The 14,934-nt window shown below is 66.7% G+C and carries 18 protein-coding genes; 9 read left to right on the forward strand and 9 right to left on the reverse strand.

From position 1 onward, the window contains the following. Positions 1-27 precede the first annotated feature (27 nt). Positions 28-1,257 carry a menaquinone reductase gene (menJ, locus tag MYCSP_RS18505; RefSeq protein WP_088414636.1) on the forward strand — a complete coding sequence of 410 codons (1,230 nt, stop codon included), beginning with the start codon at positions 28-30 and terminating at the stop codon, positions 1,255-1,257. Between the two features lie 24 nt (positions 1,258-1,281). On the opposite strand, the gene MYCSP_RS18510 is transcribed toward menJ, so the two are convergent. From MYCSP_RS18510 to MYCSP_RS18535, 6 genes are all read right to left on the reverse strand, one after another. Then, the gene (locus tag MYCSP_RS18510; protein WP_088414638.1) at positions 1,282-1,965 is read right to left on the reverse strand and encodes a demethylmenaquinone methyltransferase; all 684 of its coding nucleotides are present in this window, start codon (positions 1,963-1,965) and stop codon (positions 1,282-1,284) included. A 100-nt stretch (positions 1,966-2,065) separates the two neighbouring features. After that, on the reverse strand, positions 2,066-3,208 hold the full coding sequence (locus tag MYCSP_RS18515; RefSeq protein WP_070909293.1) for a glycosyltransferase family 4 protein: 1,143 nt from the start codon (positions 3,206-3,208) through the stop codon (positions 2,066-2,068). Positions 3,209-3,269: 61 nt separating this feature from the next. Continuing rightward, positions 3,270-3,710 (reverse strand): DUF3592 domain-containing protein, encoded by a 441-nt coding sequence (locus MYCSP_RS18520; protein WP_083335691.1) that lies wholly within the window; start codon positions 3,708-3,710, stop codon positions 3,270-3,272. Next, positions 3,707-5,329: a 2-succinyl-5-enolpyruvyl-6-hydroxy-3-cyclohexene-1-carboxylic-acid synthase gene (gene menD, locus MYCSP_RS18525; RefSeq protein ID WP_088414640.1), complete on the reverse strand. Its 1,623-nt coding sequence runs from the start codon at positions 5,327-5,329 to the stop codon at positions 3,707-3,709. Before menD ends, MYCSP_RS18520 begins: the two co-directional genes overlap by 4 nt. Positions 5,330-5,341: 12 nt before the next feature. Continuing rightward, positions 5,342-6,178: an alpha/beta fold hydrolase gene (locus MYCSP_RS18530; RefSeq protein ID WP_070909291.1), complete on the reverse strand. Its 837-nt coding sequence runs from the start codon at positions 6,176-6,178 to the stop codon at positions 5,342-5,344. A gap of 11 nt (positions 6,179-6,189) precedes the next feature. Then, positions 6,190-7,158, reverse strand: coding sequence for an o-succinylbenzoate synthase (locus MYCSP_RS18535; RefSeq protein WP_088414642.1), 969 nt, complete (start codon positions 7,156-7,158; stop codon positions 6,190-6,192). Positions 7,159-7,279: 121 nt separating this feature from the next. On the opposite strand from MYCSP_RS18535, the gene MYCSP_RS18540 reads away from it, so the two are divergent. From MYCSP_RS18540 to MYCSP_RS18550, 3 genes are read left to right on the forward strand one after another with little or no spacing between them, the layout of a single operon-like run. Next, positions 7,280-7,612: a hypothetical protein gene (locus tag MYCSP_RS18540; protein ID WP_070909289.1), complete on the forward strand. Its 333-nt coding sequence runs from the start codon at positions 7,280-7,282 to the stop codon at positions 7,610-7,612. Positions 7,613-7,671: 59 nt separating this feature from the next. Further along, entirely contained in the window at positions 7,672-8,373 is a 702-nt protein-coding gene (locus MYCSP_RS18545; RefSeq protein ID WP_088414644.1) for a Clp protease N-terminal domain-containing protein, read from the forward strand. 32 nt (positions 8,374-8,405) lie between these two features. Next, complete coding sequence (locus MYCSP_RS18550; RefSeq protein ID WP_083013438.1) at positions 8,406-8,855, forward strand: nitroreductase/quinone reductase family protein; 450 nt, start codon at positions 8,406-8,408, stop codon at positions 8,853-8,855. On the opposite strand, the gene MYCSP_RS18555 is transcribed toward MYCSP_RS18550, so the two are convergent. Together MYCSP_RS18555 and MYCSP_RS18560 are read right to left on the reverse strand one after the other, a co-directional pair. Further along, positions 8,852-10,033 (reverse strand): GGDEF domain-containing protein, encoded by a 1,182-nt coding sequence (locus MYCSP_RS18555; protein ID WP_083013437.1) that lies wholly within the window; start codon positions 10,031-10,033, stop codon positions 8,852-8,854. The genes MYCSP_RS18550 and MYCSP_RS18555 overlap by 4 nt on opposite strands. Beyond that, positions 10,030-11,046, reverse strand: coding sequence for a pirin family protein (locus MYCSP_RS18560; protein WP_088415665.1), 1,017 nt, complete (start codon positions 11,044-11,046; stop codon positions 10,030-10,032). Before MYCSP_RS18560 ends, MYCSP_RS18555 begins: the two co-directional genes overlap by 4 nt. Before the next feature lie 49 nt (positions 11,047-11,095). Between MYCSP_RS18560 and MYCSP_RS18565 the strand changes: the two genes are divergently transcribed. The 5 genes from MYCSP_RS18565 (at position 11,096) to MYCSP_RS18585 (ending at position 14,057) form a co-directional block, all read left to right on the forward strand. Further along, complete coding sequence (locus MYCSP_RS18565; protein WP_088414646.1) at positions 11,096-11,446, forward strand: GNAT family N-acetyltransferase; 351 nt, start codon at positions 11,096-11,098, stop codon at positions 11,444-11,446. Next, a complete protein-coding gene (locus MYCSP_RS18570; RefSeq protein WP_088414648.1) occupies positions 11,443-11,901 on the forward strand; it encodes a carboxymuconolactone decarboxylase family protein in 459 nt (152 codons plus the stop codon). Before MYCSP_RS18565 ends, MYCSP_RS18570 begins: the two co-directional genes overlap by 4 nt. Before the next feature lie 108 nt (positions 11,902-12,009). Next, positions 12,010-12,705 (forward strand): hypothetical protein, encoded by a 696-nt coding sequence (locus MYCSP_RS18575; RefSeq protein WP_088414650.1) that lies wholly within the window; start codon positions 12,010-12,012, stop codon positions 12,703-12,705. A gap of 57 nt (positions 12,706-12,762) precedes the next feature. Next, positions 12,763-13,683 (forward strand): 1,4-dihydroxy-2-naphthoyl-CoA synthase, encoded by a 921-nt coding sequence (locus tag MYCSP_RS18580; RefSeq protein ID WP_088414652.1) that lies wholly within the window; start codon positions 12,763-12,765, stop codon positions 13,681-13,683. A 26-nt stretch (positions 13,684-13,709) separates the two neighbouring features. Next, the gene (locus MYCSP_RS18585; RefSeq protein WP_157886201.1) at positions 13,710-14,057 is read left to right on the forward strand and encodes a hypothetical protein; all 348 of its coding nucleotides are present in this window, start codon (positions 13,710-13,712) and stop codon (positions 14,055-14,057) included. A 175-nt stretch (positions 14,058-14,232) separates the two neighbouring features. On the opposite strand, the gene MYCSP_RS18590 is transcribed toward MYCSP_RS18585, so the two are convergent. After that, positions 14,233-14,892 (reverse strand): hypothetical protein, encoded by a 660-nt coding sequence (locus tag MYCSP_RS18590; RefSeq protein ID WP_088414656.1) that lies wholly within the window; start codon positions 14,890-14,892, stop codon positions 14,233-14,235. Positions 14,893-14,934: the final 42 nt, after the last annotated feature.

Here is a 14,934-nt window from a genome sequence, read left to right on the forward strand (position 1 = left end):
TACTCACCGGTCCAACATACTGGGAAGGTGCAGACGTCAGCGGACCTGGTCGTCGTCGGTGCCGGCCCGGCCGGATCGGCGGCCGCGGCATGGGCGGCGCGCGCCGGGCGAGAGGTGGTCCTGGTCGATTCGGCGGTGTTCCCGCGCGACAAGACGTGCGGTGACGGACTGACCCCGCGCGCCGTCGAACAGCTCGAGTTGCTGGGACTCGGCCCCTGGCTCGACGAGCACATCCGGTACCGGGGTCTGCGCCTTCACGGATTCGGCGGTGATCTCGAAGTTCCTTGGCCCGGACCGTCTTTCGGCGGTACCGGCAGTGCGGTGCGGCGCACCGAGCTGGACGTCAAGATCCGGCAGGTGGCCGTCGACTCCGGTGCCAAGATGGCCGAATCCACCAAGGCCGTCGACGTGGAACGCGACACGGCGGGCCGGGTCACCTCGGTGCGAGTGCTCGACGACCGCGGGCCCGGAGAGATCGCGTGTAAGGCCGTCATCGTCGCCGACGGTGTGCGCTCGACCCTCGGGAAGGTCCTGGGACGCGAGTGGCACAAGGACACCGTGTACGCCGTCGCGGGGCGCGCGTACATCGAGTCGGCGCGCGGCGACGAGGAATGGATGACCTCGCACCTGGAGTTGCGCTCTCCCGAAGGCGATGTGCTGCCGGGATACGGCTGGATCTTCCCGCTGGGCGGCGGACAGATCAACATCGGTGTCGGGGCGCTCGCGACCTCCAAACGTCCCGCCGACGCGGCGTTACGTCCGCTCATCGAGTACTACACGGAGCTGCGGCGCGAGGACTTCGGACTCAGTGGACGCCTGCACTCGATCGCCTCGGCCCTACTGCCCATGGGCGGTGCCGTATCCGGCATCGCCGGCGCCAACTGGATGCTTATCGGCGATGCCGCGGCATGCGTCAATCCGCTCAACGGCGAGGGCATCGACTACGGGCTGGAGACCGGTCACCTGGCAGCAGAGATGCTCGATGCCGACGACTACTCACAGCTGTGGCCCGAGCTGCTGCGAGACCGGTACGGCCGATCGTTCTCCATCGCGCGGCGCCTGGCTGCGCTGCTGACACTGCCGCGCTTCCTGCCCGTGATGGGGCCTGTCGGCATGCGTTCTCAGACGCTGATGCGAATTGCCGTGCGGCTCATGGGAAACCTAGTGACCGATGAAGACCATGACATGATCGCGCGCGCCTGGCGAGTGGCCGGCGGCGGTTCGCGGCGCCTGGATTCGCGTCCGCCCTTCAGCTGACCTTCCCGGCGAGCGAGTACTGGGCTAGAGGGTGGCGACGTGCAGGGCGACGATGCCGCCAGTCAGGTTGCGCCACCGCACATTCGACCACCCGGCCGAGATGATCTGCTGAGCCAGCGCTTCCTGATCCGGCCACGCCCGAATCGACTCGGCCAGGTACACATAGGCGTCTGGATTGCTGCTGACGGCGCGTGCCACCTCGGGCAGCGTCTTCATCAGGTACTCCATGTACAGCGTGCGGAACGGACGGTTCACCGGGGTCGAGAACTCGCACACCGCAAGGCGGCCACCGGGCTTGGTGACACGAGCCATTTCCCGCAGGCCCTCGACGTGATCGACGACGTTGCGCAGCCCGAAGCTGATGGTGACTGCATCGAACGAATGGTCCGCGAACGGCAGCCGGGTGGCGTCGCCCGCGACCTTCGGCACGTCGCGGTGCACCCCCGCCTTGAGCATGCCGACGGAGAAGTCCGCCGCCACGCACCACGCGCCCGACTGGGTGAGCTCGGCCGTCGAGACCGCGGTCCCGGCGGCGATGTCGAGCACCTTGTCTCCGGGCTTCAGCTTCAGCGATTCGCGGGTGGCGCGGCGCCAGAAGCGGTCCCGACCGAACGAGAGCACGGTGTTGGTGATGTCATATCGCTTGGCCACCGCGTCGAACATGGACGCGACCTCGTGCGGGTCCTTTTCCAGGGTGGCGCGGTTCATACCGTGACGGTACAGGGCAGCCCGTGTCAGCGCCGACACGCCGTCTTACGGCGGGATCGTGCGGCGTGTGTCCGCCAGAAGCGGGCGTGTCGAGGCGGCATCAGGCCGTCATGATGCCGCGGCCCAGCGTGGTGCCCGCCGCGGCGGCATAGTGCTCCAGCAGCTCGTCGCAGATGGCGGGCCACGTGCGCGACAGCACACCGCGGCGCGCAGCCGCCGAGAATCGGCTGCGGGTCGCCGGCTGCACCAGGTGGTCGACGGCCATACCCAGCCTCGCTTCGAAGTCGGCCACCGGCAACAGCATGCCGTTGCGTCCCGGGACCACCAGGTCGCGCGGTCCCCCGGCATCGGGCGCGATGGACGGCACTCCGCTGGCCAGGGCCTCCTGCACCGCTTGGCAGAACGTCTCGTGCTCGCCCGGGTGGATGAAGACATCGAGGCTGGCGTATGCCCGCGACAGCGCCTTGCCGGTCAGCTCACCGGTGAAAATCGCTGTGGGCATCAGCTTTTCGAGTGCTTCACGCTCTACCCCGCCACCCACGATGACGAGCTGCAGATCGTCGCGTCCGGCCAGTACAGCGAGTCGTTCCACGTGCTTTTCCGGAGCAAGGCGCCCCACGAATCCGATGATCGGCTTGCCCTCGGGCGACCACGAGTGACGCAACTCCTCGTCGCGCGACGACGGGGCAAAGCGTTCGATGTCGACACCGCGTGACCACCGGAACACCCTCGGGATGCCGTGCGCGGCAAGGTCGTCCATCGCGGACGAAGACGGCGCCAAGGTGCGGTCGGCGCGCCCGTGCAGATGCTTGGTCCAGCGCCAGGCCGCGCGCGCGGCGAACCCGGCACCGTAGCTGTCGGCGAATCCCGCCACATCGGTCTGGTAGACGGCGACGGTGGGCACGTCGAGGTGCTGCGCGGCGCGCAATCCCCCGTAACCCAGAACGAACGGCGAGGCCAGGTGCACCACATCGGGTGCGAACTCACGAAGTATCCGGACCATGCGCGGCTGCGGTACCCCCAGCGGCAGGGTACTCACCTTGGGGAACATGATCGCCGGCACCCGGTGCACGGCGATGCCGTCGTATTCTGTCGCAGCGGGAGCCTGCCCGCGGGGGGTGTCCGGGGCGATGACGATGGCCTCGTGCCCGGTGCGGCCCAGGTGCTCCAGCACCCGCAGCACCGAGTTGGAAACCCCGTTGACGTTCGGCAAGAACGACTCGGCGACGATCGCGATGCGCACGTTGACAGCATGTCAGCGTCACCTGGCAGTTAGGTTGCCCCCAGGCATACGTCACGCAAACTTAAGCGTGAACGGGAGCCGGCCCCCTGCGCTGTATCCATGCGAGACCCAGTAGCACAGTCCCGGCCACCGCCCAGACCACCACGATGATGGACCCCGCGGGAATGATGGAAAGCGATGCGTTACGCCCTTGTACGCGAACCAGATCCGGGTTGGCCTTGTCGTACTCCACATAGATGCGCATTCCCGGGCTGAGCTCGGACGGGTAGAGAACACCCAATTCCGGCCGGTACGTGACTCGTTCGGGCGTGACGAACTCAATGGTGGAACGCCGCGGGCCCGCACTGAGCACCTCGGCGAGCGCGACGCCCATGTCCCGTTCGATGGACTTGTCGTTTCGCCAGGCTCCCGCGACCAGCAGCAGCGACTGCAGGGTCATCAAACCCGCCAGCACCAGCACTGCGATCCGGAACCTCTTGATGACGCGGGACCGCCGGGTCACAGGGCCGCCCGAATCGCGGCATGCAGCTCGCGCAGCGTCGAGCGGTCGGCCTTGACCTCCAGAACCCTGATGCCTCCTGCCGGTTCGTCCAAGGCGGCGCCGAGCTCCTCGACCGAAATGGAGTGCGAATCCACGTGGTAGGCCCGGCACAGCGCCGCGATGTCGACATCATGAGGGGTACCGAAGATGCGCGAGGAAACATCATGGAACCGCGGATCACCCTGCTCCAGCAGCTCGAAGATGCCTCCGCCGTTGTCATTTGAGACCACGATGGTCAGGTTCTCGGGCCGCGGCTCGGTCGGGCCGATCAGCAGGCCCGAACTGTCGTGTACGAAGGTCAGGTCGCCGATCAGGGCCACCGTGCGACCGCCCTTGTGCGCCAACGCCGCGCCGATCGCGGTCGACACCGTGCCGTCGATACCGGCCACCCCCCGATTGGAGCGCACGCGAACATCTTTGGCGCCCCAGGGCACCAGCGAGGCGTCGCGGACCGGGTTGGACGCACCGAGCACCAACTGATCACCGTCGCGCAATGACCCACAGACCTGTGCCGCCACATGCAGACCCGTGGTGAGCGGATGCGTACTCAGCTGCCCGCGCACCGCATCGAGAGCCTTCCGGTGCGCGTGCGCGCACCGTTGCAGCCACCCGGGATCGGGGTTTCCAGAGGTGACGGCCCGGGTCCCGGTTGCCTGCGAGTTCCCCGACACATCGGGCCAACGCGGCCCGGTAGTCAACGCGTACACCGGAATCCGGCTGTCCGCCAACAACGATGACACCTGCCGGTGCAACGTTGGCCGCCCCAACATGATGACCTGCTGGGGATGCAGCAGCGTCAGCGCCAGCGGGTGAACCGGGTTATCCGGTTGCGGCGCAGTCGGTTCAGACACAGTCGGCAAGGCCGACAGGTTGGGATGGAAGGCTGCGCCGTGTCCCGCGATCACCACGGTGTCGGGAGTCAGATCGATCTCGACGGGCTCGTCGAACGTCACGTCCGGGGTGTACGTCCACGGCGCCCCACCGGGGCGTCCGGCGGGTACCGGCCCGCCGTCGCGATCGGGCACCAACGGTTCCCGCAGCGGGATGTCGAACTGCACGGGGCCGGCGTTGGCGGTGCGAGATCCCTTGGCGGCAGCCAAGACTCGACAGGTCGCCGACCGCCAATGCGGGTTCTGGGCCTCGATCTTCTCCGAGCCCTCTTCTGCCAGGCCAATGCTGATGGCGGCGCGTACCTGGGTGCCGAAGTAGCCCAACTGCTCCATGGTCTGGTTGGCGCCGGTGCCAAGCAGTTCGTAAGGGCGATTGGCAGACAGCACGATCAGTGGCACCCGCGCGTAGTTGGCCTCCACCACCGCCGGACCCAGATTGGCCACCGCGGTCCCTGAGGTCATCGCGACCGGCACGGGGGCGCCACTGGCGGCGGCCAATCCGACGGCCAGAAAACCTGCGGTGCGCTCATCGATGCGTACGTGCAGACGCAGCCGCCCGGCCTTGTCGGCGTCATGCAGCGCAAAGGCCAGCGGGGCATTGCGCGACCCGGGGCACAACACGACATCGCGGACACCACCGCGGATGAGCTCGTCGACGACGGCGTGGGCCTGTGCGGTCGACGGGTTCATGCCATCAGGGTGTCATACCGTCTGCGCGGTGCTCGCAAAGAACTCCAGGATCACGCGGTTGACCTCGTCGGGACGCTCGATGAAGCCCAGATGTCCGGCATCGGCGATCTCGACGTACTTGCCGCCGGGGATCGCGTCGGCCACCTCCTTGCCCAGGTAGGGCGGCAGGGTCATATCGTCGGTGAACCCGATGACCAGCGACGGAACGCTGATCTCCGCGTAGGCGCCGGGCCGGTCGGGAGCGGGTATCGCGCTGCGCTGGTGATCGATGCCACCCGAGGTCGGCTCGGGCCACAGCGTGAACATGTCGATCCAGTCCTTGATCGCGGCATCGTTGTTGAGGGTCTTGGGCGAGAAGTTCAACAGCAGGCGCATGGCCGCCTGGTATGCCGGCGGCACCGCGACACCCGACGCGGACAGTTCGAGCTCGGCCTTGCGGAAGAACGACCGCGTGGAGTCCTCTCTGCCCCGGGTACCCATGAACACCGCGGCGGTCACCAGATCGGGACGGGTGAGCGTGAGCTCCTGGGCGATGAGCGCCCCCATCGAGAACCCGACCAACCGCGCAGGGGCAGCACCGAGATCCTCGATGAGAGCCGCGGTGTCGTTCACCATGTCTTGCAGCGTGAATCCGTCCGCCGACTCGGTGGTAGGCGGTATCCCCCGGTTGTTGAAGGTGATGGTGCGATACCCCGCAGCGCGGAATGCCGGCACCTGATGCAGGTGCCAACTGCGCCCCGCGCCACCGCGCCCGGAGATGAAGACGACGGGATCGCCCGAGGCACCGAGCGCCAGGGGTCCACGATCGTCGTAACTGATCTGGATGCCGTTGATGTTCGCGAGAGGCACGTTGACTGAACCTACCGGTTCAGCCGCGAGTAGCAGTCGGCCACTCGGCGTCGCCACCAATCGCGCCTGTCAGCGGGCGCGGCGAGCGCGGTGAGCCGAGCCGGATCGGGCGCCAACGACGCCACCGGGAGGTAGCCGTCGACGGGAGACAAGGTCTGGGCGACGTCCTCGACAAAGAAGCCGCCGGTCCCCAAACCGCAGGCGTGCTCCAACCCCGGCAACGCCGCCGCCGCGCGCAAGCCGATTCCTATACCCACCGCACTGTCCAGTGCACTGGAGACCACCACGGGCATGCCGATGCGCTCGGCGATATCCAGCAGCGCCCGCACACCGCCCAGGGGCGCGACCTTGAGCACCGCGATATCGGCCGCCCGTGCCTGCGCGACGCGCAACGGATCGCTTGCGCGCCTGATACTTTCGTCTGCGGCAATCGGTACGTCAGGAAGCCGACGGCGCAGCTGCGCCAGTTCCTCCACGGTGGCACAGGGTTGTTCGGCGTACTCCAGAGCGCCGTCGCGGGTCAACGCGGTCAGTGCCCGAACCGCCTGCTCGACGGTCCAGCCTCCATTGGCATCGACGCGCACGGTAGGGATCTGCGCGCGTACCGCTTCCACGCGCGCGATGTCCTCATCGAGCGCCTGCCCTGGTTCTGCCACCTTGACCTTGGCGGTCCGTGCCCCCGGGAAGCGGGCCAGCACTCCGGGAACGTCCGCGGCCGCGACCGCGGGCACCGTCGCGTTGACCGGGATTCGCGTGCGTATCGGCGCGGGCAGCTCCGTGTAGGCGGCCTCGATGGCAGCGGCCAACCAGACGGATGCCTCGGGCGGCTGATACTCGGGGAAGGCACCGAACTCACCCCACCCTGCCGGGCCGTCGATCAGCGCCACCTCACGGACGGTGATGCCGCGAAATCGCACCCGCATGGGCAAGGCGACAACGTGCAGCCGGTCGAGCACATCGTCCACCGCGGGTAGCTCCACACCAGCGATCGTCGCACGCCCGGGCCGGTGCCATCGCCGCCGAATGTGACTTTGGGTTCTAGAACCGCACCCCGACCGGATGTAAATCTGCCCTGATCGGCGAGTACGTAAAGGAGAGCACATGCTGACGGTTCACGGTGTCGCGGGATTTCAATCGGGTTGTCGGTGCGCAGGCTGCTCTTCGGCGGAATCGCAGCGACTGCAGCGCATCGGCGACTCGGAACGCGCACGCTGGGAGCCCATCAACCAGCGGGCCACCCGGCGCTCACAACGCTACTTCGCAGACGCCTCCGACCGTCCACTGAACTGGCAGAAGCCGTGGACCACGGACGAGATCGACGCAGCGCTGGACACCTCCTCGACCGCCGCGCAGGTCGCCACACACTTGGGCCGCTCGGTCGGCGCCATACATGCGGCCCGCAGGCGGTTCCGACCACGCCCGCGCCGCAACTAGCCCTTCAACTGGTCAACTTTTGGTTGACATGCTCAAGTTCGTCAACCTAGAGTTGACGCATGCCCGAGTTCTCCATCTCCTTCGACAACCTGATCGAATCCGTGCGCGGGATGCATCCCGACGGCACGGCCCTGGACCACCTCTCGGATGCGATGCTGCTGTCCGGGCGCCTGTCCGATCACGCCGACGCGCTGATCGGGCACTTCGTGGACCAGGCCCGGCGTTCCGGTGCCTCCTGGAGTGAGATCGGTTCCAGCATGGGCGTCTCCAAGCAGGCCGCGCAGAAGCGCTTCGTGCCGTCGGTGCGGATGTTCTCCCGCTTTACCGACCGGGCCCGACGCGCCGTCGTCGCCGCGGCGGCGTTCGCACTGGCCGACGGCACACCGATCACCGTCGCTCACCTGCTGGCCGGCGCCATCAGCGATCCCAAAGGTCTTGCTGCACTGATCGTTACGCAGGCCGGCATCACGACAGAGGCTCTCGGAATCCCCGAGCGAACAGCACCCGACTACGACGCCGTCGCCCCCAGGTTGCCCACGGCGGAGTTCGACGGCGACGCACAAGAGGCCCTGGAAGCCACGCTGCACACCGCACTTCGGCTGGGCCACAACTACATCGGGACCGAGCATCTGCTGCTGGCCATCCTCTCCGGCCACACCGACGTCTCGCGGAAGCTCTCCGAACTGGGGCTCAACGCGATCGTGGCCGAGGAGCAGATCGCCCGGCTTCTCGGGGAGATCCTGCAGGGTAAGACCCCCTAGCCAGCGGGCACCCGAGGGCGTACCGTGATGTCATGTCAGTTGACATCAAACCCGTTCCCAAATGGCTCAGGTACTTCAACAAGGTCGTCATCGGCGGGCACAAGATAGGCCTCAAGTTGCCGATGGTGGTGCTGACCGTGCCGGGCGCCAAATCCGGCAAGCCGCGTTCGACTCCGATCACCCCGTTCACGCTCGACGGACATCGCTATGCCGTGGGCGGGGTGCCCGGCTCGGCCTGGATTGCCAATGCCCGCAAGGCCAAAGAGGGCACCTTGACCCGGGGACGCCACACCCAGCAGGTACGCATCGTCGAACTCTCCCCCGAGGACTCACGCCCGGTACTGCGCGCATTTCCCGTCGAGGTGCCTACCGGCGTGGGCTTCATCAGGAATGCCGGGCTGGTCAAGGAGGGCACCCCGGATGAGTTCGAGGCACTCGCCGGGATCGCCGCGGTGTTCCGGTTCGACCCGCCCGAGAGCTAGGCGCCCCAGCGCCACACGTACTGATCGTCGGACTCTTCACCCGGATGACGAATCCGCGATTGGTTTCCGCCACCGCGCTTGGCCTCGTACATCGCACGGTCGGCGCACGCGGTAAGCACGTCGATCGCTTCCCGGGAAGCCACCGACACCACCCGCGAGATCGCCTGGGCCGCAACACCCACACTCGCCGTCACCTCGATACCCGCCGGCATCGAGTTTGTGACGGCCTCCCTGAGCCGGGCGGCGAAGTCGCCGACGGCCCCCGCCGGGCAGACCGTCATCACCAGGAACTCCTCACCGCCCGAGCGGCCGACGACGCTTGCACCTATCGCCCCCGAGGTGAACGCATTGGCCAGGTCGACGAGTACCCGGTCCCCTGTGCCATGGCCGTAGCGGTCGTTGATCGACTTGAACCGGTCGATATCTACGATGGCCGCGGCAATCACCCCGTCGCCTTCCAAGAGGTGTTCTCGCGTCGACTCGCTGTACAGGCGCTGCCACTCACCGTAGATGCCACGGCGATTGAGTAGCCCGGTCAGCGGATCGCGCTGCGCGGCCAGCGCATCCAGACGCACCACGGCGATCCCGAATTGGATCACCGCGGGTATCAACACCACGACCAGCAGCATGCTGGTCACCTTCACCAGCGCGGTCATCGCCGCACCGATGGTCCCCTCGGCGAACAGCCGGGCCGAGAGCGCCACGATCATCGGCGCGCACCACGCGACGTGGGCCACCAATAGCCGGTTCCCTAGGAAGAAGCTGACGTACGCCCCGACAGGCGTGAACAGCACGGTCCCCACCAGACCCGCCAGCGGATCCGAGTCCTGCCAGCAGGCCAACGCGATGCCGACATCGGCGAAGGCGACGAACACCACCGCCTCACGCAGCGACGGCCACGGTCCGACTACCCAGCGCACCGCCCACCCGAGCGACCCGAGTGCACACACCCCGACGATGACGCGACCGATCGTGCTGCGTGGCCCGGTGTCACTGAACTGCACGACAACACAGATCGCGGCGAATATCAGCGCATACGCACCGATGAGGTTGCGAACCGTCCGATCGAGCTTGCGTGCGTGCAAGAAGGCTCGCAGCCAGCCCGTAGGCACCGGCTCGGTCCACCATTGGCGCAGAAAGCCCATCCACGCGGTGGAGCGGACGTACGAGAGAATCACGATGTCGCGATGCCCGGATTGGCGGTCGGGGCATTACGTCTCGGCACCATCCGCGCCGTCGGCAACGGCGGCGCGGGCAGTCGGGCCACCGCACCCCGGTAACCTTCCACCTGCCCGAAGCGTTCCGACTCGGCCTGCCATTCCTCGCGGAACCCCACGATCTCGTCGTGGTCACGAGCGACGAAGTTCCACCACATCACGATCTGTTCGCCGAACGGCCTGCCGCCCAACAGGATCGCGCGCGCCACCTCATCCGTGGGATTCGTCACGGCGAGCTGCTGCACCCCCGTGCCGACGTATCCGAGCTCCCCACGCGACAGCCGGGTGCCCGACAACTCAAGGGCCTCGGTGTCTACCAAGAGCCCGTGCTCGAACCCTGGATCGATGTCGAAACGCACCGCGCTGCGCGGCTCTAGCAACAGCTCCGCACCCAGCAACGGGGTGGCGGTACGCACCGGCGATACCTGCCCTGCCAACGCACCCAAGAACACCCGCAGGCTCACCCCACCCACGACGACGACCTCGGGCGCGTAGTGCTGGAAGTCTCGTGCCGCGTCCCGCGCTTCGCCGGGCAGAGCTACCCATAGCTGCACGCCGTGCAGCGTGGTAGTGCCGGCCGTCGACACCTCCGAATGACAGATACCGCGGCCACCGGTCATCAGATTGAGCTCCCCCGGACGCACCATTGCGTGCACCCCGTTGCTATCGCGATGCTCGATCTCTCCGGTGAACAGCCAGCTCACCGTCTGCAGGCCGGTATGCGGGTGGGGCGCGACATCCATGCCACCGGTCCGGCTGACCTCGTGGGGTCCGTAGTGGTCGGCAAAACACCAGGCGCCGATTAGGGATCGCTGGGCCTGGGGCAAGGTCCGCAGCACCGTCATCGCACGCGGTCCGCCGAGCGGAACCTCTCGGGCAGTGAGTATTTCGACCACCGGACGTCCGGCGCCGTCCCGTGGGCAGGGGCCACCCTCACAGCGGGTTTCCGTCGGGGTGGTCTCGGTGTTGCTCATGTCATCATCATCGGCCGAACTGGCGGCACGTGCGGCATAGTTGGTCACCATGGACCGATCCGAAGCCACAGCCACGGTCGCCGACGCACCGGACAACCACCGATTCGAGATCACGGCAGACGGTGAACTGGCAGGGTTCACCGAATACCTGGACACCTCACTCGGCAGTACAGCGGTGCGAATCTTCTATCACACGGAGATCGACGAGAAGTTCGGCGGACGCGGCCTGGCCGGGACACTGGTGCAATCCGCGCTGACGTCCACCCGGTCCACGGCACGCAGGATCGTCCCGGTGTGCCCCTACGTCAGGAAATTCGTCGGCAAGCACCACGAGTTCGACGACGTCGTCGACCCGGTCAGCCGCGAGGCACTGGCGGCGGTCGAGGCACACCAGGGATGAGCCGGCATCGCGTCTACATCGACAAGCAAACCCCGTCTGTCTACCAGGGACTGACCAAGGCCGCCGCCGAGCTGCGCACGCGGGCCGCCGAGGCAGGGCTCTCGCGAACAACGTTGGAACTGGTCAACATTCGGGTATCCCAGCTGAACCGCTGCTCGTTTTGCCTGGACCTGCACACCCGGATCGCGCTGGAAGAGGGCGAGTCGACACAACGCATCGCCGTACTGCCGGCGTGGCGGGAAGCCGACTTGTTCAGCGAGGTGGAGCGAGCGGCCCTGGCCATCGCCGAAGCGGTGACGGAGGTCACCGGAGACCATCTCACCGACGAGCAATACGCCGCGGCGCGTGCGCAGTTGTCCGATGATCAGGTATCGGCGCTGGTGTGGTCGGCAATCATGATCAATACCTTCAACCGGATTTCGATTCTGAGCCGTCATCCGATCAAGCGGCGCTGATATCCGGTCGGACAGGGCGGGAATACGGCCGGGCCACCATGAGTTAAATTTCTTGAGCCAGACTAATGATCTGGTCATTGACATATCTCACGGGGAAGGTATTCGACGATGCCTCAGGTGCGTGCCACACATTTCCGTAGGACAGCGCGCTCGGCAGTGGTGGTGGCCGCACTTGCCATCGCGTTGTCCGGGTGCACCGTCTACCAGACGCTGACCAAGCCCACCGAAACCCCCCAGACCACGGCGGCAGCCACCGAGAGCGACCAGGAGCAGATCCGTCAGGTGACCGCGCAGTTGGGCAAGGCACTCGGCAGCCTGGACCTGGACGCCGGGAACGCCCTGACCTGCCCCCGCTATCAGGTGTCCAGCCGCACCGCCGACGAGAAGCTGGTTCCCTCGATCAACTCCTGGAAGGGTGCCGAGCAGGCACTGATGTACGGAGATACCTCGACTCTGGCCAGCGGTGTGGCACAACGGTTCCCGAGCGCCGGCAGCGGCGAACGCGCCACCCTCGTCAAGGCGATCGTCAACCGCGACCAATTCTCCTATCAGGCCACCGTGCTACAGATCATCCGCGAGTCCACGACTGTCGAGAAGTTCGCCATCGACAACATTAAGATCGTGGGTGACAGCGCTACCGGAGACATCACCGCGACCTACAGCTTCGGCGGCACCGGCATCCAAACCCAGACCAAGCCGAACCAGTTCCGCAAGGAAGGCGGCAAGTGGGCATGGTGCCAGCAGCCACCACCTGGCCTCTTCACCCAATGGACTACGCCCTCGACGGCGCAGTCGACGGCGTAGTCCTTCGCGGGCAGCTTCTGAGCGGCCGCGTACAAGGCGGCCTCTAGAGTCGGAGCCATGACCCCAGACGACGGGCAGACCGCCAATCCCTTCGACCCGACGCGCTGGCGGCCGGTGCCCGGTTTCGAAGACCTGACCGACATCACCTATCACCGGCACGTCAGCCAAGGCACCGTGCGGATCGCGTTCGACCGGCCCGAGGTGCGCAACGCATTCCGGCCGCACACTGTCGACGAGCTGTACCGCACCCTGGATCACGCACGAATGACCTCCGATGTCGGTGCGGTACTGCTCACCGGCAATGGCCCAAGCCCCAAGGACGGCGGCTGGGCATTCTGTTCCGGCGGCGATCAACGCATCAGGGGCCGCACCGGGTATCAGTACGCCGGGGGCGAGACAGCAGAGACCGTGGATCCGGGCCGCGCGGGGCGCCTGCACATCCTGGAGGTGCAGCGTCTCATCCGCTTCATGCCAAAGGTGGTGATCGCCTTGGTCAATGGCTGGGCCGCCGGTGGTGGACACAGCCTGCACGTGGTGTGCGACCTGACATTGGCCAGTCGCGAACACGCGCGCTTCAAGCAAACCGACGCCGATGTGGGCAGCTTCGACGGCGGCTACGGCAGTGCATACCTGGCCAAGATGGTCGGGCAGAAATTCGCCCGCGAGATCTTCTTCCTGGGCCGGCCGTACACGGCCGAGCAGATGCACCACATGGGTGCCGTCAACGAGGTCGTCGACCACGAGCATCTGGAGACCGTCGCGCTGGAGTGGACCGCCGCCATCAACGAAAAGTCGCCGCAGGCACAGCGAATGCTGAAGTACGCCTTCAACCTCACCGACGACGGCCTGGTGGGACAGCAGTTGTTCGCCGGGGAGGCAACACGATTGGCCTACATGACCGACGAGGCCGTCGAGGGCCGCGACTCGTTCTTGGAGAAGCGCAAGCCGGACTGGTCGCCCTACCCCTGGCACTACTAGGCCCGAAAGGCCGGGCTTAGCAGGGGTTGGGACTACAGCGATGGCCGCCGCCGGACGTCGACGGCACCACGGAGGTGACCGTCGTCGTCGACACAATCGTCGTGGGGACCGTAACCGTGGCCGTACTCGTGACGGTGCTCGGTACGGTTTCCATCGTTGTCACCGTCTCCGTCGTGGACGATGTCACTGTCTCGGTTGCCGTCGAGTTAGAGGTCACCGTCCTGGTTTCCGTCTCTGTCGCTGTCCTGGTCGAGGTACCGATTTCCGTTGCGGTGACGGTCACCGGGGTTACCGCCGGTGCGGTGGAGACCGAATGGATCACCGGGGCCGGCACGTCACGGCCCGCCTCTCCCGATTGCGCGAGCGCGGCGTGAGCACCCACCGCCCCGGCGGCGATCATCACGGCCACCGCGCCGGTCACCGTGTACCACATCAGAATTCGGCCTCGCAGCTGTCCGATTCCCGCTGCCACCGATCGGGGGACGTCCAGGCGCACCGCCTGTCGGCCGCGCGTGGCGGACCGAAGCAGTCCACGAATGGCTGGATCGTTCATCGGCCCGGCCCCTGCGAGTAGGCGATCGGGGCGAGCACGCCGTCGGCAGCCCGCAGTTCGTCCTGCACTTGTGCGGGGGTCAGCCCGAGCATGTCCGCGAGGTCATCGATTCCCACCTCTGCGAACGCGCTGAGCACCGTGGCCACCCGTTGAACCTGCGTCAACCGGGACAGCGGGTTGGGTCCGGAGCTGGATTGCCCGGTCATCGTCAGGCGTGAATGCGCGATCAGCGCATGGACAAACCAGCACAACGTGAAGGTCTGGATCGACGGGTGTACCGGCCCCCGCCATTTGAGAGTGGCCTGGGCGATCGCCGTTTCCATCAAGCGCCTGGCGAGCTCCGGATCGTCGCATAGCAGGCTCGCGCACTCTTCGAAGATCGGCTTTTGAACCTCGAAGGTTTGCGACATCTCCTCTTCGCGCCGGGTGAGGTCGGCCGTTATCCGCAGCCCGGACGGCAGACCGAATTCCACCTGTTTGATCGCGGGAAACAGCGCCAACGTCAGCGCCAACAGTCCCACGAATGCCAGCACGCCCAGCAGCATGGGACTACGTACAAATGGGCCCACCGCCGCCGCGGCAATCGCGACCGCGACGGGCAGCATGATGCGCGGCTGGAGCAGATCCGTCCACCGCCGAGGCTCGGTCTTACACATCGCGGGTACCCCTCTGTTGAGCTGAGTGGGGCAATCGTCGAT

Origin of the sequence: Mycobacteroides saopaulense, assembly GCF_001456355.1 — a bacterium.
GTDB lineage: Bacteria > Actinomycetota > Actinomycetes > Mycobacteriales > Mycobacteriaceae > Mycobacterium > Mycobacterium saopaulense.